The sequence below is a fragment of the Thioalkalivibrio sp. ALgr3 genome, from assembly GCF_000377325.1.
GTDB lineage: Bacteria > Pseudomonadota > Gammaproteobacteria > Ectothiorhodospirales > Ectothiorhodospiraceae > Thioalkalivibrio.
Genome location: NZ_KB897976.1, coordinates 1 through 24,813 on the forward strand (window position 1 = coordinate 1; position 24,813 = coordinate 24,813).

Below are 24,813 nucleotides of genomic sequence, written 5' to 3' on the forward strand. Positions count from 1 at the left end.
TCGCCCGAGGCAACACGGATCTGTCCCAGCGCACCGAAGAGCAGGCTTCGTCGCTGGAGGAAACGGCCTCCTCCATGGAGGAGATCACCTCCACGGTGAAGTCCAACGCCGACAACGCCAAACAAGCCGATCAGCTCGCCATCGCAGCCCGCGACAAGGCCCAGGAGGGCGGTGAAGTCGTCGGCAAGACCGTCGAAGCCATGGGCGAAATCACCCAGTCCTCGAAAAAGATCTCCGACATCATCGGCGTCATCGACGAAATCGCCTTCCAGACCAACCTGCTCGCCCTCAACGCCGCGGTCGAGGCCGCCCGCGCCGGCGAACAGGGCCGTGGCTTCGCCGTCGTCGCCACCGAGGTCCGCAACCTCGCCCAGCGCAGCGCCCAGGCCGCCAAGGAGATCAAGTCCCTGATCTCCGATTCCGTCGACAAGGTCCAGGAAGGCAGCAAACTGGTCGATGAGTCCGGCAAGACCCTCGAACAGATCGTCGAGTCCGTGAAAAAGGTCTCCGACATCATCTCCGAGATCGCCGCCGCCTCCGAGGAGCAGACCACCGGCCTCCAGGAAATCAACAAAGCCATCTCGCAGCTCGACGAGGTCACCCAGCAGAACGCCGCCCTGGTCGAAGAGGCCGCCTCCTCCTCCGAGTCCCTCGACAATCAGGCCAACGAACTGCAGGAGCTCATGGCTTTCTTCAACAGCTCCCACAGCGAGGCGGATGCTGATCAGGCCCGCGAACCCGCTCACAAGGAAAGTGCGCGGCCGGCACGCCAATCCGCCTCCGCAGGCCGCCGCAAGACCCCGGCGCCGGAAAAGAAACCGGCCACCACCTCTCGCACACAGGCCGGCGCAAAGAACGACCGCAACGAAGAATGGGAAGAGTTCTGATGGCTGAGGGAGACGGTTGTTGAATGGCCGGTTTCGAGAGTCTGAGCGACCGCGATTTCCGACGCGTCGCCCGTCTGATCGGCGAACGCACCGGAATCATGCTCAACGAGAGCAAGCGGGAGCTGGTCTACGGACGGCTTTCGAGGCGGCTGCGTGCTCTGAGTCTGAACCGGTTCGACGTCTATCTGGACCGGCTGGAACAGGGAGATGACGCGGAACTGGAGGAATTCGTCAATGCACTCACAACGAACCTCACGGCATTCTTCCGCGAGCCCCATCACTTCGAAATGCTGGAGGGATCGGTGCTCGAGGAGATGCGCCGGGCCAATCCGGACGGACCGCTGAAGATCTGGTCAGCCGGCTGTTCCACCGGTGAGGAACCGTGGTCCATCGCAATGACCCTGGCCGATGCCGCCGGCTCGACAGATGCGGCACGGATCCTCGCGACCGACGTGGACTCGCGCGTGGTCGCGCATGCCGATGCCGGGATCTACGATGCCAGTCGCATCACCGGTATCGCGCGCGAACGCCAGCGGCGCTGGCTGCTGCGCGGCAAGGGCGCGCAGGACGGGAAGGTCCGGATCCGCGATGACCTGCGCTCGATGGCCCGATTCCAGAAACTCAACCTGTTCGACGAATGGCCCATCCGAGGGCCTCTGGATGCAATCTTCTGCCGCAATACCCTGATCTATTTCGACAAGCCGACACAGAAAGAGCTGGTCGAACGCTTCGCGACCATCCTGCGCCCCGGCGGCTATTTGTTCATTGGCCATTCGGAATCGCTGTACAAGGTAACGGATACTTTCCGGCTGCTGGACAAAACGCTTTACCGGAAGACCTCGCCGTGACCCGCCATCCCGACATTCCCGAGCTGCATGATGGTGCCTTCGCGCACATCAACCGCTACTGGGACCGCTTGAATAATGCCCCGGCGGCCAAACTGCTGCCCGGGGAATGCTATGTTTCGGTGTCGTCGACCGAGCTGATCACCACGGTCCTGGGCTCCTGCGTGTCGGCCTGCGTATGGTCGCCGGAGGCCGGGGTGGGTGGCATGAACCATTTCATGCTCCCGGAAGGCGAACGCGACAGCGGCTGGGGCCCGGCGGTTTCCAATGCCACGCGTTACGGCACCCACGCGATGGAGTTCCTGGTGAACGAGCTGCTCAAGCTCGGCGCCGAGCGCGACGACCTGCGCATCAAGATGTTCGGGGGCGGACGCGTAATGGCGGGCATGAGTGATGTGGGCGCGCGCAACATCGCGTTTCTGCGCCGTTACGCGCGCGAGGAAGGGCTCGAGATTCTGGCCGAGGACGTGGGCGGCCCGTGGCCGCGCAAGGTGGTGTTCTTCCCCGCCTCCGGACGGGTGCGGCTGAAAAAGCTCGTGTCCCTGCACAACAACACCCTGCTCGAACGCGAGCAGGACTACCGCCGCCGCCTCGAAGGCGAGGACCTGGCCGGCGACGTGGAGCTGTTCGAATGAGCACAACGCAGGCCCGCCCCATCCGTGTGATCGTGGTCGACGACTCGGCCCTGATCCGCAAGCTGCTGGCACGGATCCTCGATCAGGCGCCGGATATCGAAGTGGTGGAAACCGCGGCCGATCCGTACGACGCCCGCGAGAAGATCAAGCAGCACGACCCGGACGTGCTCACCCTGGACGTGGAGATGCCGAAGATGGACGGCATCACGTTCCTGCGCAATCTGATGCGCCTGCGCCCCATGCCGGTGGTCATGGTCTCCTCGCTGACCGAGGCCGGGGCTGACGTAACGTTGCAGGCGCTGGAAATCGGCGCGGTGGATTTCGTAACCAAGCCCGGAGTCGATGTCTCGCATGCTCTCGAAGCCTATAGCGGGACCTTGATCGACAAGATCCGCGCGGCCTCGGGTATTCGCATACAGGCGCGCAGCAGCACGCCGGCCGGAACCGCGACACCGGCCACAAGGACGAACGCCGGCGGGGGCACCCGGCGCTTTCGCACCACTGACCGCGTCATCGCACTGGGCGCATCGACCGGCGGCGTCGAGGCCCTCAAGGAGGTGCTGATGGGACTGCCCCCGGACTCACCCGGGATCGTGATCACCCAGCATATCCCGGCGGGCTTTAGCCAGGCCTTTGCCGAGCGCATGAATCGCAGCACCGCGCTGCGGGTGAAACAGGCGGAGGACGGGGATGTGATCATGCCGGGACATGTCTTCATCGCTCCCGGGACCGACTATCACCTTCGTGTCGACCGGGACGGGGCCCGCTATATCTGCCGGCTGGACGACCAGAATGCGGTGAACCGGCACCGCCCCAGCGTCGACGTACTGTTCGAATCCGCCGCTCAGTCCTCCGGCTCCAACACCGTGGCCGCGCTGTTGACGGGCATGGGCGACGACGGCGCCCGCGGGCTGCTGGCGCTGCGCGAGGCCGGTGCCCACACCATCGCCCAGGACGAGGCCACCAGCCTGGTGTGGGGCATGCCCGGCGCGGCAGTTAAGGCCGACGCTGCAGTTCAGGTGCTCCCACTCGGCAAGATCGCCCAGGCACTTCTTGAGGATCACCACAATAAGGCCGACGCGGGGGCCAACGGAGGAGACACGTCATGAATGACTGGAAACAACGTCTGACACAGCCGCAGCTGCAGCGGGGCCTGGCGATTGCCCTGGTGGCCACCCTGCTCGCGGGCATCGCGGGCGTCTGGCTGGCCGGCGCGACGGCGGCGGCCAGCCTGCTGGTGGTGCCCCTGCTGCTGGGGGCCGCGCTGGTGGTCGCCCTGTGGCACACCCCGGACGCGGACGCCACCCGCCACGGCGAGCAGGAAGCCGCCCACCACGTGGCCGGCGGCGCGGAACTGTCCGACGAGATCGACCAGGCGATGCGCTTCGAACTGGACCAGATCGATCAGGAGATCACCCGGCAGAAGGGGCTGATCGAGAACGCGGTGAAGGAACTGGGAGACAGCTTCAGCGACATGCACCAGATCGCCGAACGCCAGCAGGAACTGATGAGCTCCGATCTGGCGAGCCAGAATAGCGCCGGTCAAGAAGGCAAATCCCAGCCGGAAATCCTGCGCGACCTGACCCGCCAGTCGGACGAGACCCTGCAGATGTTCATCGACACCCTGGTGGAGGTCAGCCGGCAGAGCGTCGAGAGCGCGCACCACATGGCGGACATGAACCAGCACATGGACGGGGTATTCAAGCTGCTGGACAGTGCCGGCGAGATCGCCGACCAGACCAACCTGCTGGCCCTGAACGCCAGCATCGAGGCCGCACGGGCCGGCGAGGCCGGGCGCGGGTTCGCGGTGGTGGCCGACGAGGTCCGCAACCTGTCGAAGCGCTCGGCCACCTTTCACGAGGACATCCGCAAGCAGATCGAGGAGGCGCGCCGCAGCATCCGTCAGGTGCACGACACGGTCCACGCCATGGCCTCGCGCGACATGAGCGACAGCATGGAAGAAAAGGAGCGCGTCGGCTCGCTGTTCGAATACGCCCGCGAGGCCACCGAGGACATGGAAAACCGGCTGCGGGAAGAGGCGGAGCTGACCGATCGCATGAACCAGGCGGTCGCCACCGCGGTTCGCTCGCTGCAGTTCGAGGACATCGCGCGTCAGTCTCTGGGCACCGCCGAAGACGCCCTAGCCCATCTGCACGAACTGCAGGGGATCCTCCACGAGGCACGCTCCACCGACGATGCCCGCGCGATGGCCGAGCGCGTGCGCGCCTGGCGCGAGGATCGCCAGACCCGTCATCATCGCGCCGTGAATCAGGAAAACCTGGACACCGGCGACGTTGAACTCTTCTGACCCCCGAAAACTCCCGACGGAGACCGCATGAGCATCCAGACCCGGACATCGACGGACGGCAGCGAACTGCGCATCGCCATCCACGGTCGCTTTGATTTTGACCAGCACCAGGACTTCCGCAGCGCCTACCGCGAGACCCGCGGCGCCGGCATGCGCTACGTCATCGACCTGTCGCAGACGGAGTACATGGACAGCTCCGCGCTGGGCATGCTGCTGCTGTTGCGGGAACACGCCGGCGGCGATGGCGCCGACGTGCGCATCGTCGGGGCGTCCGGCGGGGTGCGCAAGGTGCTCGACATCGCCAATTTCGGTCGCCTGTTCACCATCGAGTGACGTCCGTGAGCGCCTTCCCCGAAAGCGTGCCGCTGGCGTCCGGCGAGGGGCGTGTGCTGATCGTCGACGACGACAAGCACAACCGGCGCCTGCTGAAGATGATGCTGACCGGCGCCGGCTACGACACCGAGGAGGCGACCGACGGCCACCAGGCCGTGGAGCAGGCACGCAACGCTCCCCCGGACCTGATCCTGATGGACGTGATGATGCCGGGGCTGGACGGCTTCGAGTCCACCCGGCAGATCAAGCACGAGTGCGGTGATCGTTTCATCCCGGTAATCATGCTGACCGCCCTGGACGACGAGGACTCCCTGCTGCGCGGCATCCGCGCCGGTGCCGACGACTTCCTCAGCAAGCCCCTCAACCTCTCGGTGCTGCGCGCCAAGATCCACGCCATGGAGCGCCTGCGCGACCTGCACCACGGGCTGCGCGAGCGCAACGAGGCCCTGGACCGGGCCCGGGCGCGCCAGGCATGGGAGGAAGAGACCGCCGAGAGCGTGCTCTCGCGCGCCATCACCGGGCGCAACGTGGGCGACGAACGGCTGCACGTACGCCAGTGGGCCGCCGCCACCTTCAGCGGCGACGTGGTGCTGTCGGACTTCACCCCGGACGGCGGCCTGCGCGTACTGGTGGGGGACTTCACCGGGCATGGCCTGGCTGCGGCCATCGGCACCTATCCGGTTTCGGAGACCTTCCATACACTGACGCGCGAAGGCGTGGGCGACACCGAGCTGGTCTTCGAGCTCAACCACGTGCTCCACGGCTTTCTGCCACCGTCGATGTTCATGGGCGCCGTGCTGGTCACCTTTGAGCCCGACGGGCAGACCCTGACCGCCTGGAACGGCGGCCTGCCGGATGCCCTGCTGTGCGGCGGCGACGGACAACTGCGCAGCCTGCCCTCGCAGGCGATGCCGCTGGGGATCCTGCCCCGGCTGGAGCTGGACCACGGCCCCCGGCGTCACGCCATCGCCGCCGACGAGACCCTGCTGATCGTCACCGACGGGGTTCTGGAAGAGGAAGGCACCGCCGGTGAACCGTTCGGCGAGGCACGCCTGCATGCCTGTCTGTGCCATCCGGAGCGCCCACCGGAGCGGATCGCACGGCTGGGCGATGCCCTGTCACGGCACATGGGGGATGCGTCACCGGCCGACGACATCACCGCGGTCGCGATCACCTGCGCCCCCGAGGTCGTGCTGGAAACCGGTGTCGCGGCCCCCCCGGACACCACCGGCAACCGACGCTGGTCCATGGAGGCCGCCGGGGCCGAGCTGGCCCGCGTGGACGTCGCGGAAGAGGCCCGGCAGCAGCTCCGGCGCTGGTTCCCGGAGCCCGGCGAACACGTTCAGGCCCTGCAGACGGTGGTCGCCGAGCTCTGCAACAATGCCTTCGAACACGGCGTGCTGGGCCTGTCTTCCGAGATGAAGGCCACCGCGGAAGGCTTTGCCGAGTACTATCGCCTGCGCCAGGAAGGACTCGAGCGCCTGGAAGGGCGCATCGGCATCAGCCTGCGCTACCGCCGCACGGACGACTGGCACTGCGTGCGCATCCGTGTGCGCGACAGTGGCGCGGGCTTCGACCACCAACGGGTGCGGCGGGCTCTCGAGGGCGAGAGCGACGAAAGGCTGTGGGGGCGCGGCCTGACCCTGGTGCACCGGTTGTGCCGGCAGATGCGGCACCTCGGGAGCGGCAACGTGGTGGAGGCCGAGTACGCCTGGATGGAACCAATCAGCGAGGAGCAGACATGACATCGACCACTCCGCAATCGGCACTGATTACCGGCAATTCCAGCGGCCTGGGCCTCGGACTCGCCCGGGTCCTCGCCGCCGACGGCGCGGCGGTCTACGGCATGAGCCGCCGCGGCTGCCCTGACGACGGAGTCGCCGGCGACGCACAGGTCGACCTCGCGGACTTCGACGCCATCCCGGAGGCCATGGACCGGCTGCTGCAGGGCGCCACCCGGCTGGACCTCGTGATCCTGAATGCCGGCCTGCTGGGACACATCCAGCGCATGCCGGATGCCCCGATGGAAGAACTGCGCCTGCTGATGGACGTGAACACGTTTGCCAACAAGGTGATCCTGGATCGTCTGCTGACGCGCGAGATCCCGGTCGGCCAGATCGTCGCCATCTCCTCGGGGGCGGCGGTGTTCGGCAACGCCGGCTGGAGCGGGTATTCGCTGTCCAAGGCCGCGCTGAACATGCTGATGCAGCTCTACTCGCACGAATTCCCCGGCGTGCCCGTGCACTCGCTCGCACCGGGTCTGATCGACACCGCGATGCAGGACTATCTGTGCGACGAGGCCGACAGCGAGACCTTCACTGCCCTGCAGCGGCTGAAGGCCGCGCGGGGCACCCGCACCATGCCGGAACCGGAAACCGCGGCACGCGACATCCTCGACGTACTGCCTCGGCTGCGCGAACAGCCGTCCGGCAGCTTCGTGGACATCCGTGCACTCAACGACCCGGAAGAATACGCGCGCCTGACCGGTCGGCGCTGACAGGAAAACTTCATCACACCCCATTGGCTTTTGCCGACACAGGAGCGTATAGTCGAATACGTGATTCGCGGTTAGCAGCAACTCCAAGGAAGTCCCCAGTTTTCTGGACCAGTGCTCCCGTTGATCTGTTGGTAGCGTTCCGCAATCACGTTTCTTTAGTTACATGATGAGGTAAGTAGTTGTGAATACCGGTGTTGTTAAGTGGTTCAACGAGAGCAAGGGTTTCGGTTTCATCACCCCCGATGATGGCGGCAAGGACGTGTTCGTGCACTTCTCCGCGATCAACGGTTCGGGCTTCAAGACCCTGGCCGAAGGCCAGAAGGTTTCCTTCGAGATTCAGGAAACCGCCAAGGGTCTGGCCGCGGGTGACGTGACCGCGCTGTAAGACTCCCCGCACTGCGCGCCTCCGGGCGCGCTTCGGGAAGCAGAGGGCCGCCTTCGGGCGGCCCTTTTTTGTGCGCGCTTTCCGCGCAGGCCGCGCAGGTTCGCCCGGAGCGGAACCAAAAAAAAGCCCCGGCGCGAACGCCGGGGCCCGATTGACGGCCGTAAAGCCCGCGGGGCTTACAGGCTGTAGTACATGTCGAACTCGATCGGATGGGTGGTCATGCGCATGCGCGTGACGTCTTCCATCTTCAGATCGATATAGGCATCGATCATGTCGTCGGTGAACACCCCGCCCTGGGTCAGGAACGCGCGGTCGCCGTCCAGCGCCTCCAGGGCCTGTTCCAGCGAATGGGCGACCTGCGGGATGCCCTTCTCTTCTTCCGGCGGCAGGTCGTAGAGGTTCTTGTCCATCGCCTCGCCCGGGTGGATCTTGTTCTGGATGCCGTCGATGCCGGCCATCAGCATCGCGGCGAACGCCAGATAGGGGTTGGCGGTGGAGTCCGGGAAGCGCAGCTCGATGCGGCGGGCCTTCGGGCTCATCACGAACGGGATGCGGATGGACGCCGAGCGGTTGCGCGCGGAGTAGGCCAGCATCACCGGCGCCTCGAAGCCCGGCACCAGACGCTTGTAGCTGTTGGTGGACGGGTTGGTGAAGGCGTTCAGCGCGCGGGCGTGCTTGATGATGCCGCCGATGTAGTACAGCGCGGTCTCGGACAGGCCGCCGTACAGATCACCGGAGAACAGGTTCTTGCCGTCCTTCGACAGCGACTGGTGCACGTGCATGCCGGAGCCGTTGTCGCCGACGATCGGCTTGGGCATGAAGGTGGCGGTCTTGCCGTGCATGTGGGCGACGTTCTGCACCACGTACTTGAGCATCTGCACTTCGTCGGACTTCTTGGTCAGGGTCGCCGGGCCGACGCCGATCTCGCACTGGCCGGCGGTCGCCACCTCGTGGTGATGCACCTCGGTGGTCAGGCCCATCTCGCTCATCACTTCGCACATGGTCGAGCGGATGTCGTGCAGGCTGTCGACCGGCGGGACCGGGAAGTAGCCACCCTTCACGCCCGGACGATGGCCGATGTTGCCGTCGTCATACACGCGCTCGGAGTTCCAGGAGGCCTCCTGGGAATCCACGCGGCAATAGGAACCGGAGAGGTCGGAGCCCCACTTCACGTCGTCGAACACGAAGAACTCGTTCTCCGGACCGAACAGCGCGGTGTCGGCGATGCCGGTGCTCTGCAGATAGGCCTCGGCGCGACGCGCCAGCGAGCGCGGGCAGCGGTCGTAACCCTGCATGGTGGCCGGTTCCACGACATCGCAGCGGATGTTCATGGTCATGTCCTCGAAGAACGGGTCGATGGCCGCGGACCCCGAATCCGGCATCAGGATCATGTCGGATTCGTTGATGCCCTTCCACCCGGAGATGGAGGACCCGTCGAACATCTTGCCTTCCTCGAAGGCGTCTTCGTCGAGGTCGTGGGCCGGCAGGGTCACATGCTGTTCCTTGCCCTTGGAATCGGTGAAACGGAGGTCGACGAAGCGGACTTCCTGTTCCTTGATCTGCTTCAGCACTTCGGCTGCGGACATAATGAGGACTCCTCTGGTCTTCAGTTTGAGACGGTCGATGCCGGTGCGGTCGCCTGGGGCCGATCGGCGTCTGCCCGTTGGTCATGCAGGTGGCGTGCCAGCCTGCAAGCCCCGGTTCGGGGCGCCCCTGCGCCCATCTCTGCGCCACCACGGCCGAATGCCGCACACCCGCAGTGCACAGGATGCACTATTATAGTGCTACCGCGCGGCGTGCGCCCTTATTCGGTGCAAGGCCGGTAGAGCACGGTCACCTGTCCCAGTACCGGCCCCAACGCGGGGTGTTCCCGCAGCTGCCGGGTCAGCAGCTCGGCGCGTTCCTGCAGGGCGGCTCCCGTCCGTGCGGGATCCAGCCGCAGGGTGACGGTGGCATGCACCCGCCCGCCGAGATAATGCAGGGAAAGGTGCTCCAGGGCCTCCAGCTCGGGGAAACCGGCCCAGGCCTCGCGCAGGCCGGCCACCAGATCGGGGCGCAGGGGCAGCCGCGAGCTGGCCATCTGCTCCTCGTCGTTCTCCGGGTCCACGTGCACCGTGATGTCGCTGACCTCGCCCGCATCCTCGGTCACCGCGCGATGCACGGCATCGGCGATGCGGTGCCCCTCGGACACCGAGATCATCGGCGCGACCTGCACGTGCACGTCGGCCACCGCGTCGTCGCCGGAGCGGCGGGTGCGCAGCATGTGGGCATCCTTTACGCCAGGCACGTCCAGGATGGTGCGATGGATGCGCTCGACCTTTTCCGGTTCCAGCGCGGTGTCGATCAGCTCGGCCACGCTGCGGCGGATCAGGCGGCCGGCGACATGCAGGATGAACAGGGCCACCAGCAGCGCCGCCAGCGCGTCCAGCCACGGCCAGCCGGCCACCGCGCCGGCGACCCCCAGAAGGACGATGACCGAGGAGATCGCATCGGTGCGGTGGTGCCAGGCATTGGCTTCCAGCATGCGCGAGCCCAGCCGCCGCGCCACCCGTCGGGTGTACTGGTACATGCCTTCCTTGGCCACCAGGGTCAACACGGCAAAGATGATGGCCAGCGGCGCCGGTCCGCTGAACGGCTCGGGCCCCAGCAGGCGGCTCCCCGCGCCCCAGGCGATGGCCAGCCCCGCCAGCGCGAGGAACAGGCCGACGACCACGGTCGCCAGGGTCTCGATGCGGCCGTGGCCATAGGGATGGTCGCGATCCGGGGAGGCGGCGGCCTGCCCCGCGGCGACCAGCACCACGGCATCGGTGACCAGATCCGAGACCGTGTGCACCCCATCGGCGATCAGCGCCTGGGAGTTCAGCAGCCAGCCGCTGGTCAGCTGGGTCACGGCCAGACCGGAATTCACCGCGGCACCGGTCAGCGTCACCCGGCGGGTGTCGCGGTAACGCCCGTCACGCGGATCGTCGGCTGGCTGCTGTTCGGGGGTGGCCATCATCCCTCCGTCCGGGATGCGTCAATGCGGCCATTATGGACCCGCCCGGCGGTGGCCGCACCCGGGCACGGGCCGATATACTGCCGCCCCTGATCCGCTCCGGACCCCCAGCCATGGCGAACGCAAGCGACCAAACCGAGACCGCGAGTCCCACCTTCCAGGACCTGATCCGTCGACTGCAGGATTACTGGAACGACCACGGCTGCGTGGTGATGCAGCCCTACGACATGGAGATGGGCGCCGGGACCTTCCACCCGGCGACCTTCCTGCGCTCGATCGGGCCGGAACCCTGGCGCGCCGCGTACGTGCAGCCCAGCCGACGCCCGACCGACGGCCGCTACGGCGACAATCCCAATCGCCTGCAGCACTACTATCAGTTCCAGGTGCTGCTGAAGCCCTCCCCGGCCGACATCCAGGACCTGTATCTCGGCTCGCTGGAGGCGCTGGGCTTCGACACGCTGACCCACGACGTCCGTTTCGTCGAGGACAACTGGGAATCGCCGACGCTGGGCGCCTGGGGGCTGGGCTGGGAGGTCTGGCTGAACGGCATGGAGGTGACCCAGTTCACCTACTTCCAGCAGGTGGGCGGGATCGACTGCCACCCGGTCTCCGGCGAGATCACCTACGGGCTGGAGCGCCTGGCGATGTATCTGCAGGGCGTGGAGAGCGTCTACGACCTGGTCTGGACCGTCGGCCCGGACGGGCGCGCGGTTACCTACGGCGACGTCTATCACCAGAACGAGGTCGAGCAGTCGAAGTACAACTTCGAGCACGCCGACCGCGATGCCCTGTTCGCCGCGTTCGACCACCATGCGGCGGAGAGCGACCGCATGATCGAGCTGGGTCTGCCGCTGCCGGCCTACGAACAGATGCTGCGCGCCTCGCACAGCTTCAACCTGCTGGACGCGCGCGGGGCGATCTCGGTCACCGAGCGCCAGCGCTACATCCTGCGGGTGCGCGAGCTCTCCAGGAACGTGGCGCAGAAATACTATGAATCGCGCGAGGCGCTGGGCTTTCCGCTGTGCGCCCCGGGCGACACCGGCAAGTCCGACGCCGCCTGACGCCACCCGCCACCGGGGCGCGCCCCGAACCCGTGCCCGCCGCCGCCCCGAAACGGGCGCGCGGGCCCACCGGAACCCGACTGGACCGAACATGGACGAAGCCCGCGAACTTCTGATCGAACTCGGCACCGAAGAACTGCCCCCGGCCGCGCTCGCGCGCCTGCGCGACGCCCTGGCGGAGGGCCTGACCACCCGCCTGCGCGACGCCGGGCTGGAGCCCGGAGAGCCCGAGGCCTTCGCCACACCCCGGCGCCTGGCCGTGCGCTTCCCCGCGGTGCCCGGCCGCCAGCCCGACCAGCTGCAGGAACGCCGTGGCCCGGCCGTGGCCGCCGCCTTCGACGACCAGGGCCAGCCGACCCGCGCGGCGCAGGGCTTCGCCTCGTCCTGCGGGGTGGAGGTGGACCAGCTCGAGCGCGAGGACACCGGCAAGGGCGAATACCTGATCTTCCGCCGCATGCAGCCGGGCCAGGCCCTCGGCGAACTGCTGCCCGACATGCTGGACGGCGCCCTGGAGCACCTGCCCACGCCCAAGCGCATGCGCTGGGGCGAGAGCACCACGGAGTTCGTGCGCCCGGTGCACTGGCTGGTGGTGCTGCACGGACCCGACGTCCTGCCGCTGACGGTGCTGGAACAGGGGGCCGGCCGCCACACGCGCGGTCACCGCTTCCACCACCCGGCCCCGCTGGAGCTCGCCGGCCCCGGCGACTACGCCGAAAGGCTGCGCGCCGAAGGCCGCGTGGAGCCCTCGTTCGAGGCCCGTCGCGAACGCATCCTGGAGCAGGTCCACGCCACCGCCCGCGAGCTGGGCGGGCGCGCGCTGGTCGACCCGGACATGCTGGACGAGGTCACCGCGCTGGTGGAATGGCCGGTGGCCCTGGGCGGCAGCTTCGACCGGCGTTTTCTCGAGGTCCCGCAGGAGGCGCTGATCTCCACCATGCAGGACAACCAGAAATACTTCCCGGTGGTGGACGAGGCCGGCCGCCTGCAGCCCCATTTCATCGTCGTCAGCAACATCGAGTCGCGCGATCCCGAGGCGGTGCGCGACGGCAACGAGCGCGTGCTGCGCCCGCGCTTCGCGGATGCCGAATTCTTCTGGGAGCAGGACCGCAAGCACCGCCTGGAAGAACGCCTCGACGAGCTCGGCGCGGTGGTGTTCGAGAAGCGCCTGGGCACCCTGCGCGACAAGTCGCAGCGCCTGGAAGCGCTGATGCAGCGCCTCGCCGGCCTGATGGATCTGGATGCGCAGCAGGCGGCGCGCGCCGCGCGGCTGTGCAAATGCGATCTGCTGACCCGGATGGTGTTCGAGTTCACCGAACTGCAGGGCACCATGGGGCGCTACTACGCGCTGCACGACCGCGAGGACGAGGCGGTCGCCGACGCGATCGAGCAGCACTACTGGCCGCGCCAGTCGGGCTCGGAGCTGCCGGACGGCCCGCTGGCCCAGGCCCTGGCGCTGGCCGACCGCCTCGACACCCTGGTCGGGATCGTCGCCATCGGCAAGCAGCCCAGCGGCACCAAGGACCCGTTCGCCCTGCGCCGGGCCGCGCTGGGTCTGGTGCGCATCCTGGTGGAACGGGAACTCCCGCTGACCCTGACCCCGCTGCTCACCGCGGCCGCCGAGCCGATCCGCGAACGCGTGGCCGAGGCCGACCAGGCGGTGGATCCGGTGCGCGAATACATCGTCGAGCGCCTGCGCGGCTACCTGCTGGAACAGGGCCATGCCCACGAGACCATCGAGGCCGTGGGCGCGGTCGGCCCCGACCAGCCACTGGATTTCGCCCGCCGCGTGCGCGCGGTCTCGCAGTTCCGCGAACGCCCGGAGGCCGAGGCCCTGGCCGCGGCCAACAAGCGCATCCACAACCTGCTGCGCAAGGCCGGCGACGAGGCCGCCGGCACGCTCGAGCCCGACACCCTGGTGGCCGACGAGGAACGCCAGCTGCACCAGGGTCTGCTGGCGGTGCGCCCGGCGGTGGACGCGGCAGTGGCCGACGGCGACTACGTGCGCGCCCTGGGCGAACTCGCCGGGCTGCGCGAGCGCGTGGACCGCTTCTTCGACGGGGTGATGGTGATGGCCGAAGACGCCGCCGAACGCCGCAACCGCCTCGCCCTGCTGCGCGAACTGCGCCAGGCCTTCGAGACCGTGGCGGACATCGGGCGGCTGGCCACCGGCTGAAGGAGACGGGCGATGCGCTATCTGCGGGCACTCCTGTTTCAGGCGGGGCTGATCAGCTCGTCGCTGGTCTACGGCCTGATCATGCCGCTGCTGATCTGGCCGCTGTCCCATGAACGCCGCTACCGCGTCCTGATCCAGTGGGGCCGCTTCAACATCTGGTGGCTGCGGGTGACCTGCGGGGTGCGCTACCGGGTTCGTGGCCTGGAACACGTGGACACCTCGCGTCCTCACGTGGTGATGTCCAAGCATCAGTCGGCGTGGGAGACGCTCGCGTTCGTGTCGATCTTCCCGCGCCAGACCTGGGTGCTCAAGCGCGAGCTGATGCGCATCCCGCTGTTCGGCTGGACCCTGGCCATGCTCAACCCGGTACCGATCGACCGCAGTGCCGGTCGCCAGGCCCTGGAGGGCCTGCTCCGGGAAGGCAAGAAGCGGCTGGACCAGGGTCTGTGGGTGATCGTGTTCCCCGAGGGCACGCGCATGAACCCGGGGGAGAAGGGGCGCTACCGTCAGGGCGGCGCCCAGCTCGCCGCGCGCGGCGGTTACCCGGTGCTGCCGGTGGCGCTGAACTCCGGTACATACTGGCCGCGGCACGGGATCCTGCGCCACCCCGGGACCATCGAGGTCTCGGTGGGGCCGCCGATCGAGACGCAGGGTCGTTCGGCCGCCGAGGTGCTGGCGCTGACCGAGGACTGGATCGAAAGCGAGATGGCGCAGCTGGAACCCCGCGACGAGGCCACCCCGCGGGAGCAGTGATCCTGTGATCCGGCGGCCCGGCGATCCCCCGCCGGAGTCCGGCCCAAATTGCGCGCGGGGCAGGAAGCCCGCAATCTCCCCGGCTACACCCCAGAGGAACCCGGAGACGCCCGAATGTCCGCTTCCCCCGGAACGATCGGTCCGGCACTGGTCGAACTGCGCGAACGCAACATCCACCGCGTCGGCGATGACGAGCCGGCGGTCTGGCTGATCGACGACCGCGAGATGGGCGGGATCCTGGTGAACGCCCCGCCGTTTTCGGATGCCCTGCTGCAGGAACTGCGCGCGCTCACCGAGCCGCGCTGGCTGTTCCTGCCCAGCCACCGCGGCGCGCGCGACCTGGAGGCCTGGCGCGAGGCCGGACTGGAGGTGCTGGCCTACGAGGCCGAGGCACCCGCGATCCGCGCCGCCGGCGGCACCGTGGATACCCCGTTCAACCGCAAGCAGCGGCTGTCGCGCACCATCGACTTCCTGCCGATGGGCGGCGTCACCGAGGGCACCTGCGCCCTGCGGATCAAGAATCTGCCGGGGGCGATCTTCTTCGGTCCCGCGCTGACCCCGGGCGAGGACGGCTGGCCCACGGTGATCCCCGAGGCCACCGACCATTCGGCCGAGGCGCGGCTGTTCGGCTCGCTGGGGATCAAGGACCTGAAATTCGCCTGGGCGTTCTGCGACCGCCACGATCCGGAGACCACGCACATCGGCCCGGATGCCGACCAGCACATCCACGCGCGGGTGGAGGCGCTGTTCGAGGACTGACGCCGCGCCGAGCCGCGTGCCCGCATCAGTCGGCGCGCGGATCCGCCGGGCAGTCCGGGACGGGGTCGCATGCCCCGCCGGACGGAGCCGCCCGCTCCAGCGTCCGCAGGGTCGGGGCATACGGGGATGCGTCCTCGCCCCCGCTCAGCGCCACCGCGCAGGCGGCCGCCGCCCGGGCGGGTTCCGTACAGTCCCGCGCCAGCAGGACATGGGCGAGGTTGTTCCAGGCCGCGTCCACCCCGGGGTCACGCTCGATCAGCTCGCGCAGCGGAGACTCGGCCGCCTCGGGGTCATCCTGCGCCATGGCCACGTTGGCCAGACCGACATAGGCCACCGGGTGATCGGGCCATGCGTCGATCGCCGTGCGGTAACCCGTGGCCGCGCTCTCCAGTGCGCCGATGACCTCCAGCTCGTTGACCGCGCGCAGCCAGTTCAGCGGCTCCGCGGTGGCCGGCAGCGCGTCCGGCGCCACGGGGATGAAGGCCCAGCGCTCGCCGCGCGCCCAGGTCCGTTCGAAGCGGGCGAACTCGTTCACGTGACGTTCGTGGGGGCCGCTGCGCAGGATGATTTCGCCGGCGTCGAGGTCGTAGCCGATGACCACCGCGAAATGCCATTCCGGGAACATCGCGAGCCCGAGGTTCTGGAACACCACCACCGGATGACCGGCCGCGACCTCGCGCAGGACCGCTTCCAGATCCGGCTCCAGGCGATACGCCACCAGATCGCGCGCGCGCACCGCCGCACGCATCTCGGCCTGCAGGGTGCCCTCGCGGGCGGGGAGGTAGACCTCGTCGATCAGCCCTTCCAGCGACACGTCCAGACCGCGCCCCTCGAGCACCGTGGCCAGCGCGGCCGGGCCGCACTGGTACCCCTCCTGCGGATGGAACGGGGTGTCGCTCAGCTCGACGCGCGGCGGCAGATCCGGCAGGGCCCCGGGCGCACCCGCCAGGTCGCGGCTCTGCGGCGCGGTCGCACAGCCGGCCAGCAACGCGGCCAGCAGCAGCGCCGCGAGTCCCCGGAGGATCACGCGGTGACTACCGGTCGCGCGGCGGCTGGACGAAGGAGAAGATGTCGGTCACGCCCAGGGCGTCGGTGATCACGAACACCAGGAACACGATGGCGACCACGCCCAGGGCGCCGGCGGCCCCCACCGGTTCGGAGTCCATGCGCGCTTCCAGCTCCGCCAGCTCCTCGTCGGTCAGCCGGGCGACGCGCTCGCGGGCCTGTTCCGGATCCACGCCCATGGCAATCAGCTGATCCTGTACGGACGCCTCTTCCAGACGTTCCAGCAGTTGCGCCCGGGTGTCCTCCGCCTGCGCCTGATCGATCAGGGCGCGGGTACCCACCATCTGCCCGGTGTCATCGCCGCTTGCGGACGCCCCCTGCGCGCGCTCGGCCGTTTCGGCCAGCACGGAGGTGGCCGGCAGCAGGGCCAGGCCAAGGGCACAACAACCGGCCAGCATGCCGGATACGGACGGGTTACGACGCAAACGCGAGATGCTCGGAATCGACATGGACGGCCTCCTCGAAGGCTCGGATGGGCAAACGTGCTCCCTATCTTACGCTCGTAACGGGGCGCGCCAAGCCCCGCGAACGATCCGCCAGGCTCAGTCGTGATCCACGTCGAACGGCGGACAGCGTTTCGGCAGCAGTTCGCCGCGGATGCGCGGATAGGCGGGCAGTCCGCGCTCGAACGGCGGCTGGTCCTCGCCCTGGATCAGCGGGCGCAGGTAGTCGCGCGCCTCCTGCGTGATCCCGTAACCGTCGGGGGTGATGTATTCGCGCGGCATGCCCTGCTCGATGTCGGCCACGCTCTCCAGCGAGGTACGCCCGATGCTCCAGCGATAGGGCTGGGTGGAATCGCGCCGGATGATGGGCATGAAGCTGTGCTCGCCGGCCACCACGCCCTCCACCGCGGCACGCCCGCAGGCATAGGCCTGGTCGACGTCCACCTTCGACGCGATGTGCCGCGCGGCCCGCTGGATGTAGTCCACCACCGCCCAGTGCAGCTTGTGCCCGGTCTTTTCGCGGATCAGCTCGGACAACCGCGGCGCGGCGCCGCCCAGCTGGGTGTAGGCGTAAACGTCGTGGCTCTGCGCCACCGAGAACAGGCTGCCGTCGGGGTTCTTCAGGCCCTCGGACACCACCACCACGCAATAGCCGTGGCGCTCGATGGTGCGGTTGAGGTGATCCAGGAAATCCGCCTCGTCGAACGGCGTCTCGGCGAACAGGATCAGCATCGGCGGCTGGCCGTCGAACTCCTGGGCCAGCGCGGCGGCGGCCGCCAGCCAGCCAGCATGCCGCCCCATCACCTCGAGGATGAAGACCTTGGTCGAGCTGGTGTGCATGGACTCCACATCCAGGCTGGCCTCGCGCACGGTGGTGGCGATGAACTTGGCCGCCGAACCGAAACCCGGACTGGAATCGGTGATGGCGAGGTCGTTGTCGATGGTCTTGGGCACGCCCACCGCGGTGATCGGATAGCCCATGCGGTCACCCATCTTCGCGACCTTGAGGGCAGTATCCATGGAACCACCACCGCCGTTGTAGAAGAAATAGCCGATATCGTGGGCGCGAAAGACCTCCACCAGCCGCTCGTACTGCTCGGGGTGGGTGTCCGGATCGCCCAGATCGAAGCGGCAGGAACCGAAGGCACCGCCGGGGGTGTGCTTCAGCGCCTGCAGGGTCAGCGGGTCCTCGTGGTCGAGATCGATCAGCTCCTCGCGCAGCGCGCCCAGGATCCCGTCGCGCGCGGCGTAGATCCGCCCGAAATGCGCCGGATGACCGCGCACGGCCTCGATCACCCCCCAGGCACTGGCGTTGATGACGGCGGTGACCCCGCCGGACTGGGCGTACAGTGCGTTCTGCGGCATGTGTCTCTCCCTGGATGTCCCTGCTCATCGGGCCTCGTGGCCCCGGAATCGGCCCCCGCGCCCGCTTTTGCTACACTGTGCCGGTTAGGACACGGGCCGGACGGCGCGGTTCGCGCCAGCAGCGTGCGCAACCGCCTGCCCCCAAGAGTGCCCCGATGTCGCACGGACTCACAACCATCAGGATCGGCAATATGCATATCGGCACGACACTGACCAACTACATCATCGAAACCCAGCGCGGGATCCAGGGCGCCACCGGCGAGTTCACCGGCCTGCTCAACGACATCGCCACCGCGTGCAAGAAGATCTCGGCACTGGTCGACAAGGGCGACCTGGTCGGCGTCCTCGGCTCCGCCGGTTCGGAGAACGTGCAGGGCGAGACCCAGAAAAAGCTGGACATCATCACCAACGAGGTGTTCATCGAGGCGCTGTCGCACAACGGTCATGTCGCCGGTCTGGCGTCCGAGGAGCTGGACGAGATCCTCGAGCTGCCCAAGGACGCCCCGCGCGGCCACTACCTGGTGCTGTTCGACCCGCTGGACGGCTCCTCCAACATCGACGTGAACGTCTCCGTCGGCACCATCTTCTCCATCCTGAAGGCACCGGAGGGTGTCGAGAACCCGAAGACCGAGGACTTCCTGCAGCCCGGCACCACCCAGGTGGCCGCCGGCTACTGCCTGTACGGCCCGTCCACCATGATGGTGCTGACCACCGGCCAGGGCGTGAACATGTTTACCCTGGACAAGGATTTCGGCGAGTTCCTGCTGACCAAGGAAAAGATCCACATCCCCGAGGACACCCAGGAGTTCGCCATCAACATGTCGAACATGCGTTTCTGGGAAGCCCCGATCAAGCGCTACGTCGACGAGTGCCTGGCCGGCAAGGAAGGCGCGCTGGGCAAGGACTACAACATGCGCTGGGTCGCCTCCATGGTCGCCGAGGTGCACCGCATCCTGTCGCGCGGCGGTGTCTTCATGTATCCGCTGGACTCCAAGACCACCGCCAAGGGCCAGGAAGGCAAGCTGCGCCTGATGTACGAGGCCAACCCGATGAGCTACATCGTCGAGCAGGCCGGCGGTGCCTCCACCACCGGGCGCCAGCGCATCATGGACGTCCCGCCGAAGGACATCCATCAGCGCGTGCCGGTGGTGCTGGGCGCGAAGAACGACGTGGAGCGCGTGACCCGCTACCACAACGAGGGCTGACCGCGCCCCGGCGGCCGCGAGGACTTCGCGGCCTGCCGACCCGGCATTGCAGGGCTCGGCCCCTTCGGGGGACCGGGCCTTTTTTGCTGGCCCGTACGGAGGTTCGGGCCGCGCGAGAGCCAGCGCCGGCTGGCAGCCCGTGACGCCGATCGGCCGGAGGGCCGGCCTCCTACGGGTCAGGCATCAACCGCGGCAGGAGACGAGCCCCCTCGCCGATCCGGCCCGGGGAGGCATCAACCGGTAGGAGGCGAGCCCTCTCGCCGATCCGGCCCGGTGAGGCATCAACCGGCAGGAGGCGCCCCCCCTCGCCGATCAGGCCCGGGGAGGCATCAATCGCGGCAGGAGGCGAGCCCCCTCGCCGATCAGGCCCGGGGAGGCATCAATCGCGGCAGGAGGCGAGCCCCCTCGCCGAGCAGGCCCGGGGAGGCATCAATCGCGGTAGGAGGCGAGCCCCCTCGCCGATCAGGCCCGGTGAGGCATCAACCGGCAGGAGGCGAGCCCTCTCGCCGATCCGGCCCGGGGAGGCATCAATCGCGGTAGGAGGCGAGCCCCCTCGCCGATCCAGCCCGGTGAGGCATCAACCGGTGGGAGGCGAGCCCTCTCGCCGATCCGGCCCGACGATCAGGTGATGACCGCCTCGGTGTCCTTCTCGATGTCGAACTGCAGAACCGACAGGGCCTCGTCGTACTTGTCCAGCAGGTCGGCCCGGTCGCGGCCGCCGATGAACACGTTGGCGATCTCGAAGCTGTACATGTCCTGGCCCTGCAGGTCCTTGAGGTGCTGGCCGGGCTTCACCGGGATCTTGACCTCGGTGCCGGGCTGGCGGGTCTTCAGCCGGGTGATGGCCTCGGGGCTGGGGATACGCCGCACGCGGCCGGCTTCATGGGTGCGGAACATGAAATGGGCGGCCACGTTGAACTCGCCGTTACGCTCCATCGGCCGCGGCTTGCGTCCCAGCGCCAGGTCCACCATCACGGAATGGTGCGAAATGCCGTGGACCTTCTCGAAGATGTCGGTGTGAGCCTGGGAGATCCGCGGGTTGATCTCCAGCAGCCACACCTGGTCGCCGGTCTGGTCGTAGTAGAACTCGGCGTTGAACGGCGAGTTGTCCAGGCCGGTTTGCTGCACCGCCAGCCGCGCGAGATCCATCATGCGGTGCTGGATCTCCAGCGGCAGCGAGGACGGGTATTCGTAGCGCGAGAACGACGAGCCGTCCTGTTCGGTCACCGAGTCGACCACGCCGTAGATATTCACCTGCCCGTTGTAGCTGTATCCCTCGAGGGTGCACTGCCAGCCACCGATCGGCGATTCAGCCACGAAACTCTCGGGCATCTCGGCGATTTCCGGCGGGGCGCCGGAGCGCTGCATCAGCCAGGCGAACGGCCCGCCGATGAAACCTCCCTTCTCGCGGCAGATCTGCATGACGGAGCGGAACTGGCGCTCGTCGTTGATCTGGAAGGCGAGGAACGAACGGAACGACTTGATCGGCTTGATCCAGAACGGCGGCAGCATGTCGAGTTTCGACCACGCATTCTCGTCATGCGGGTCGAAGGCCCGAAAGCGCGGGATATGGTCGGAGATCACCTTGCGCTGCTCGAGCCGGCTCCAGTACTTGTGCTCGCACTTGAGCACGGCCTCCAGCGAGGGGCCGGGCACGCCGAAGCGCTCGGCCAGCAACGGGACCATCACGGTGCCGGGGAAGTCGTAGAAGCTGACGATGGCATCCACCGGCACGCCGGCCGCCTCGATGTTGCCGGCCGCACGTTCGATCAGCGCCTCCATGTCGAAGGACTCGACGTTGCGGATGTCGCTGAAATCCAGGGCCGAGTGGAACTCGCATTCGGCCGCCTGGGGCAGGCGCTCCAGCTTGGCCTGGTTGAAGGCATCCATGCCAACGACAAAAACGTGCTTCTTTTCGCTCATGCTCTCCCTCCCGGTTTCCCGGTATTTGTCGGGTTACACCAGGTCGCGCGGGATGCTCTCGTCCCAGCTTTGCGCGTAGATGCGTACATCACCCTCGTAGGCGTCCAGGGTGGCGCGGATCCGGAAGGTGTCGGGGGTAGAGGTGAGCACGGTGCGGGTCACCGTGCGCACCGACCAGTCATCACGCCGGAAATGCCGGGTCTGCACCACCTCGCCGCGCACGGTGTCGTAGGACTCGCTGCGGTAGCTGTAGCGCTCGTGCACCTCCCGGCCGAAGGTCAGGTCATTGACATGCAGCTGCAGTACGGGGTCGTTGTTGATCACGTTCAGGGCGACCTCGTTGGTCGCCAGGTTGTGTTCCATCTTCCATTCGCGATGGGCCGGGGCCAGCAGGGTATGCCCCGGGGTGGGGGCATGCCGCGGCTCGCCGAGATCCCGCGGGACGGGGGCATCGGCGCCGACCCGACGTTCCGGCAGATGCAGGCAGCAACCTTCCAGATGCAGGGTCAGACGTGCGGGTTCCGGTGCCGGCCAGGCCAGCGGCCAGTAGGAGCTGGAGATCGACAGGCGAATGCGATGGCCGCGGCGGAACCGCTGGCCCACCTCGTTCAGACGGAAGCGGACGCGGTAGCGCTGCCCGGGCTCCAGCGGCTGCGGCTCCGCGTGGCCTTCGCGATGGGTCAGGTTGCGGATGCCGAAGGTGACGCGCGTGGCCCGGTCCTCCGGGTCCACGTCGGACAGGCGCGCGGCGACCTGCGCCACCGGACGATCGGCCTCGATCTCCAGTTCCAGTTCGGTATCGCCCAGCAGGTCGAAGTCTTCGTCCAGCGGATCGGTCTCGAACACCAGTGCGCCGCCGTCTTCCAGGCGCTGGTCCGAAGGCAGGTCGGTGGTCTCGGCGTAGGAACACCATTTGCCGGCGAACAGCCCGACGCTCAGCGGGCTGCGGATGGTCAGGGTGTCCGCTTCGTCGGTGCGTTCGCCGCCAGTAACCAGGCGCCCCCGGGCCAGCCCGAACTCGTGGTAGTGGATGTTGGGGCTGGGCCAGCGCTGCTCGGCGATCCATTCACCGGTGATCTCCGGGACAAGCGGGCTGCGCGCGTCGTGCAGCCACAGCCGTGCCATCGGATCGGCGTCCACGCCGCGGTCGATGCCCTTGAGCCAGTGGTCCCACCAGCGCACGCATTCACCGAGGAAGTCGATGGTCGGCCCCGGCCCGCCCATGTGCGGATACTTGTGGCCCCAGGGCCCCACCAGCCCGGCGCGCGGTACCTGCAGGTGCTCGAGCAGGCGGAACACCGCATTGGAGTAGCCGTCGGCCCAGCCGCTGACCGCCATCACCGGGACCTGGATGGCGCTGTAGTCCTCGCAGACCGAAGCGTGCTTCCAGTAGTCGTCGCGGCGCTGGTGCTCCAGCCAGTTGCGGATCCACAGGCCGGACCCCTCCAGCCGCTCGCGCCACATGTCGCGCCAGCGATCCTCGCCGACCACTTGCGGATCCGGCGGGCAGGAATTGAAACCGAACATGGTCGAGGCCCACGAGAGGTTGTCTGTCAGCAGGCAGCCGCCCATGTAGTGCACGTCGTCGGCATAGCGGTCATCCGACGAGCAAACCGAGATCACCGCCCCCAGTTCCGGCGGCTGCAGGGCCGCCAGCTGCAGCCCGTTGAAGCCGCCCCAGGACAGCCCGAACAGGCCGACCCTGCCGGAACACCACGGCTGCTGCGCGATCCAGCGGATCACCTCGAGGCCATCGTCGAGTTCCTGCTGCAGGTATTCGTCGCGCAGCACGCCCTCCGAGTCGCCGCTGCCGCGCAGGTCCACGCGCACCCCGGCGTAGCCGTGCGCGGCGAAGAACCCGTGCACCTCCGCATCGCGCAGGGCCTTGTGGTCGTTCTTGCGGTAGGGGATGTACTCGAGGATCGCCGGCACCGGGTTGTGCTCGGCGTCCTCCGGCAGCCAGATGCGGGCGGCCAGATGGCAGCCGTCGCTCAGGGTGATCCAGGTGTTCTCGATGACCCTTGCACCGTCGACCTCGCTCATCTTCTGTCCTCCCTGCCGGAATGGCACGCGCATGCCAGTCATATATGAGTCCGGCCCGGGAAAATCAAGCGCCGCGAACGGGCTCCCCGAAGACCCTCGTCACACCAGTCGGCCGGGCAGTTCCTCGTGGCCTTCCGGGTCACGCGCCAGGACCTGCAGGTTGTGCACGGTGGTCTCGGCGATGCCGGTCAATCCTTCGTGGGTGAGAAACGCCTGGTGGCCGGTAATCAGTACGTTGTCGCGCCGGGTCAGACGCACCAGCCGGGCATCGGGGACACCGCCCGGGGTACCGGTCCAGTCGCGGAAGAACACCGGGCCTTCGTCTTCGTAGACATCCAGGCCCGCCGCCCCGAGCTGGCCGGAATCCAGCGCGGCCTCCACCGCATCGGTGTCCACCAGCGCCCCGCGCGCGGTGTTGATGAGGATGGCCCCGCGCGGCATGCGCGCCAGCGTGTCGGCATTGATCATGTGGTGGTTGTCGCGCGTGAGCGGACACATCAGGCAGACCACATCGGAGGCCGCCAGCAGTTCGTCGAGGTCGGTGTAGGTGACGCCGGCGGCCTGCAGTTCCGGATCCGGGTACGGGTCCATCGCGCGAACGCGGGCCCCGAAGCCGAGCATGATCCGGGCAAAGGCCGCACCGATCTTGCCGGTGCCGACGATCCCCACGTTGCGCTGCGCGACGTCGAAGCCGACCAGGTTGTTCAGCCGGAAATCGCCGCGCCGGGTGCGCTTCCAGGCGAAGTGGGTATGCCGGTTCAGGGTCATCAGCAGCGCCACCGCATGCTCGGCGATGGCATTCGGCGAGTACGCCGGGACCCGGGCCACGCGCATGCCGATGCGGCGTGCATGTTCGTCATCCAGGTTGTTGTGGCCCGAGCAGCGCAGGGTCACCACATGGATGCCGTGACGTTGCAGCCCGTCCAGGGTGGCCGCACACAGGTCGTCGTTGGTGAAGGCGCAGACCGCATCCGCACCGGCCGCGTCGCCCACCGTTTCCGGTGTCAGGCGGCGCTCGTCCAGTACCGGCTCCATGCCGGCCTCGCGCAGCATCGGCACCAGATGCTCCTGATCGTGTTGCTGGGCACTGAATACGGCGACCTTCATCCATTTCCTCCGGTGGCTGGCCCGGGTCGGG

The 24,813-nt window shown here is 67.9% G+C and carries 22 protein-coding genes; 14 read left to right on the forward strand and 8 right to left on the reverse strand.

Annotated elements, in window-relative coordinates; genetic code table 11:
* The 9 genes from C998_RS0100005 to C998_RS0100045 all read left to right on the forward strand — a co-directional run.
* On the forward strand, positions 1-887 hold an 887-nt coding region (locus tag C998_RS0100005), incomplete at its 5' end, for a methyl-accepting chemotaxis protein (protein WP_018868779.1).
* 23 nt (positions 888-910) lie between these two features.
* Entirely contained in the window at positions 911-1,735 is an 825-nt protein-coding gene (locus tag C998_RS0100010; RefSeq protein ID WP_018868780.1) for a protein-glutamate O-methyltransferase CheR, read from the forward strand.
* Positions 1,732-2,367, forward strand: a complete 636-nt coding sequence (gene cheD / locus C998_RS0100015) for a chemoreceptor glutamine deamidase CheD (RefSeq protein WP_018868781.1) — start codon at positions 1,732-1,734, stop codon at positions 2,365-2,367. Before C998_RS0100010 ends, cheD begins: the two co-directional genes overlap by 4 nt.
* On the forward strand, positions 2,364-3,476 hold the full coding sequence (locus C998_RS0100020; RefSeq protein WP_018868782.1) for a chemotaxis response regulator protein-glutamate methylesterase: 1,113 nt from the start codon (positions 2,364-2,366) through the stop codon (positions 3,474-3,476). The genes cheD and C998_RS0100020 overlap by 4 nt, the downstream gene beginning before the upstream one ends.
* Positions 3,473-4,675 carry a methyl-accepting chemotaxis protein gene (locus C998_RS15315; RefSeq protein ID WP_018868783.1) on the forward strand — a complete coding sequence of 401 codons (1,203 nt, stop codon included), beginning with the start codon at positions 3,473-3,475 and terminating at the stop codon, positions 4,673-4,675. Before C998_RS0100020 ends, C998_RS15315 begins: the two co-directional genes overlap by 4 nt.
* A gap of 27 nt (positions 4,676-4,702) precedes the next feature.
* A complete protein-coding gene (locus tag C998_RS0100030) occupies positions 4,703-5,008 on the forward strand; it encodes an STAS domain-containing protein (RefSeq protein WP_018868784.1) in 306 nt (101 codons plus the stop codon).
* 5 nt (positions 5,009-5,013) lie between these two features.
* Positions 5,014-6,753, forward strand: coding sequence for a SpoIIE family protein phosphatase (locus tag C998_RS0100035; protein ID WP_018868785.1), 1,740 nt, complete (start codon positions 5,014-5,016; stop codon positions 6,751-6,753).
* Positions 6,750-7,505 carry an SDR family NAD(P)-dependent oxidoreductase gene (locus C998_RS0100040; RefSeq protein WP_018868786.1) on the forward strand — a complete coding sequence of 252 codons (756 nt, stop codon included), beginning with the start codon at positions 6,750-6,752 and terminating at the stop codon, positions 7,503-7,505. The genes C998_RS0100035 and C998_RS0100040 overlap by 4 nt, the downstream gene beginning before the upstream one ends.
* A 181-nt stretch (positions 7,506-7,686) precedes the next feature.
* Positions 7,687-7,890 (forward strand): cold-shock protein, encoded by a 204-nt coding sequence (locus C998_RS0100045; protein ID WP_018868787.1) that lies wholly within the window; start codon positions 7,687-7,689, stop codon positions 7,888-7,890.
* A 176-nt stretch (positions 7,891-8,066) separates the two neighbouring features.
* Here the strand turns inward: C998_RS0100045 and glnA are convergent, their stop codons facing one another.
* Both glnA and C998_RS0100055 read right to left on the reverse strand, forming a co-directional pair.
* The gene (glnA, locus tag C998_RS0100050; protein WP_018868788.1) at positions 8,067-9,476 is read right to left on the reverse strand and encodes a glutamate--ammonia ligase; all 1,410 of its coding nucleotides are present in this window, start codon (positions 9,474-9,476) and stop codon (positions 8,067-8,069) included.
* A gap of 218 nt (positions 9,477-9,694) precedes the next feature.
* Positions 9,695-10,885: a cation diffusion facilitator family transporter gene (locus C998_RS0100055; protein WP_018868789.1), complete on the reverse strand. Its 1,191-nt coding sequence runs from the start codon at positions 10,883-10,885 to the stop codon at positions 9,695-9,697.
* 113 nt (positions 10,886-10,998) lie between these two features.
* Between C998_RS0100055 and glyQ the strand changes: the two genes are divergently transcribed.
* The 4 genes from glyQ to C998_RS0100075 all read left to right on the forward strand — a co-directional run bounded on the left by glyQ (position 10,999) and on the right by C998_RS0100075 (position 15,631).
* A complete protein-coding gene (gene glyQ, locus C998_RS0100060; RefSeq protein WP_018868790.1) occupies positions 10,999-11,946 on the forward strand; it encodes a glycine--tRNA ligase subunit alpha in 948 nt (315 codons plus the stop codon).
* 91 nt (positions 11,947-12,037) lie between these two features.
* Positions 12,038-14,119, forward strand: a complete 2,082-nt coding sequence (gene glyS / locus C998_RS0100065; protein ID WP_018868791.1) for a glycine--tRNA ligase subunit beta — start codon at positions 12,038-12,040, stop codon at positions 14,117-14,119.
* Between the two features lie 12 nt (positions 14,120-14,131).
* Complete coding sequence (locus C998_RS0100070; RefSeq protein ID WP_018868792.1) at positions 14,132-14,872, forward strand: 1-acyl-sn-glycerol-3-phosphate acyltransferase; 741 nt, start codon at positions 14,132-14,134, stop codon at positions 14,870-14,872.
* Between the two features lie 114 nt (positions 14,873-14,986).
* Complete coding sequence (locus C998_RS0100075; RefSeq protein ID WP_018868793.1) at positions 14,987-15,631, forward strand: hypothetical protein; 645 nt, start codon at positions 14,987-14,989, stop codon at positions 15,629-15,631.
* A 25-nt stretch (positions 15,632-15,656) separates the two neighbouring features.
* Here C998_RS0100075 and C998_RS0100080 read toward each other — a convergent pair whose 3' ends face one another.
* From C998_RS0100080 to C998_RS0100090, 3 genes are all read right to left on the reverse strand, one after another.
* Positions 15,657-16,658, reverse strand: coding sequence for a PA2778 family cysteine peptidase (locus C998_RS0100080; protein ID WP_018868794.1), 1,002 nt, complete (start codon positions 16,656-16,658; stop codon positions 15,657-15,659).
* Between the two features lie 7 nt (positions 16,659-16,665).
* The gene (locus C998_RS0100085) at positions 16,666-17,145 is read right to left on the reverse strand and encodes a PA2779 family protein (RefSeq protein ID WP_018868795.1); all 480 of its coding nucleotides are present in this window, start codon (positions 17,143-17,145) and stop codon (positions 16,666-16,668) included.
* Between the two features lie 93 nt (positions 17,146-17,238).
* Positions 17,239-18,504: a 6-phosphofructokinase gene (locus C998_RS0100090; RefSeq protein WP_018868796.1), complete on the reverse strand. Its 1,266-nt coding sequence runs from the start codon at positions 18,502-18,504 to the stop codon at positions 17,239-17,241.
* 191 nt (positions 18,505-18,695) lie between these two features.
* Here C998_RS0100090 and C998_RS0100095 point away from each other — a divergent pair, with 191 nt between their 5' ends.
* Positions 18,696-19,709 (forward strand): class 1 fructose-bisphosphatase, encoded by a 1,014-nt coding sequence (locus C998_RS0100095; protein ID WP_018868797.1) that lies wholly within the window; start codon positions 18,696-18,698, stop codon positions 19,707-19,709.
* 621 nt (positions 19,710-20,330) lie between these two features.
* On the opposite strand, the gene C998_RS0100100 is transcribed toward C998_RS0100095, so the two are convergent.
* The 3 genes from C998_RS0100100 to C998_RS0100110 all read right to left on the reverse strand — a co-directional run bounded on the left by C998_RS0100100 (position 20,331) and on the right by C998_RS0100110 (position 24,782).
* The gene (locus tag C998_RS0100100; protein WP_018868798.1) at positions 20,331-21,632 is read right to left on the reverse strand and encodes an acetyl-CoA carboxylase biotin carboxylase subunit family protein; all 1,302 of its coding nucleotides are present in this window, start codon (positions 21,630-21,632) and stop codon (positions 20,331-20,333) included.
* A gap of 33 nt (positions 21,633-21,665) precedes the next feature.
* Positions 21,666-23,675 (reverse strand): CocE/NonD family hydrolase, encoded by a 2,010-nt coding sequence (locus C998_RS0100105; RefSeq protein ID WP_018868799.1) that lies wholly within the window; start codon positions 23,673-23,675, stop codon positions 21,666-21,668.
* 99 nt (positions 23,676-23,774) lie between these two features.
* On the reverse strand, positions 23,775-24,782 hold the full coding sequence (locus C998_RS0100110) for a 2-hydroxyacid dehydrogenase (protein WP_018868800.1): 1,008 nt from the start codon (positions 24,780-24,782) through the stop codon (positions 23,775-23,777).
* Between the last annotated feature and the right edge of the window lie 31 nt (positions 24,783-24,813).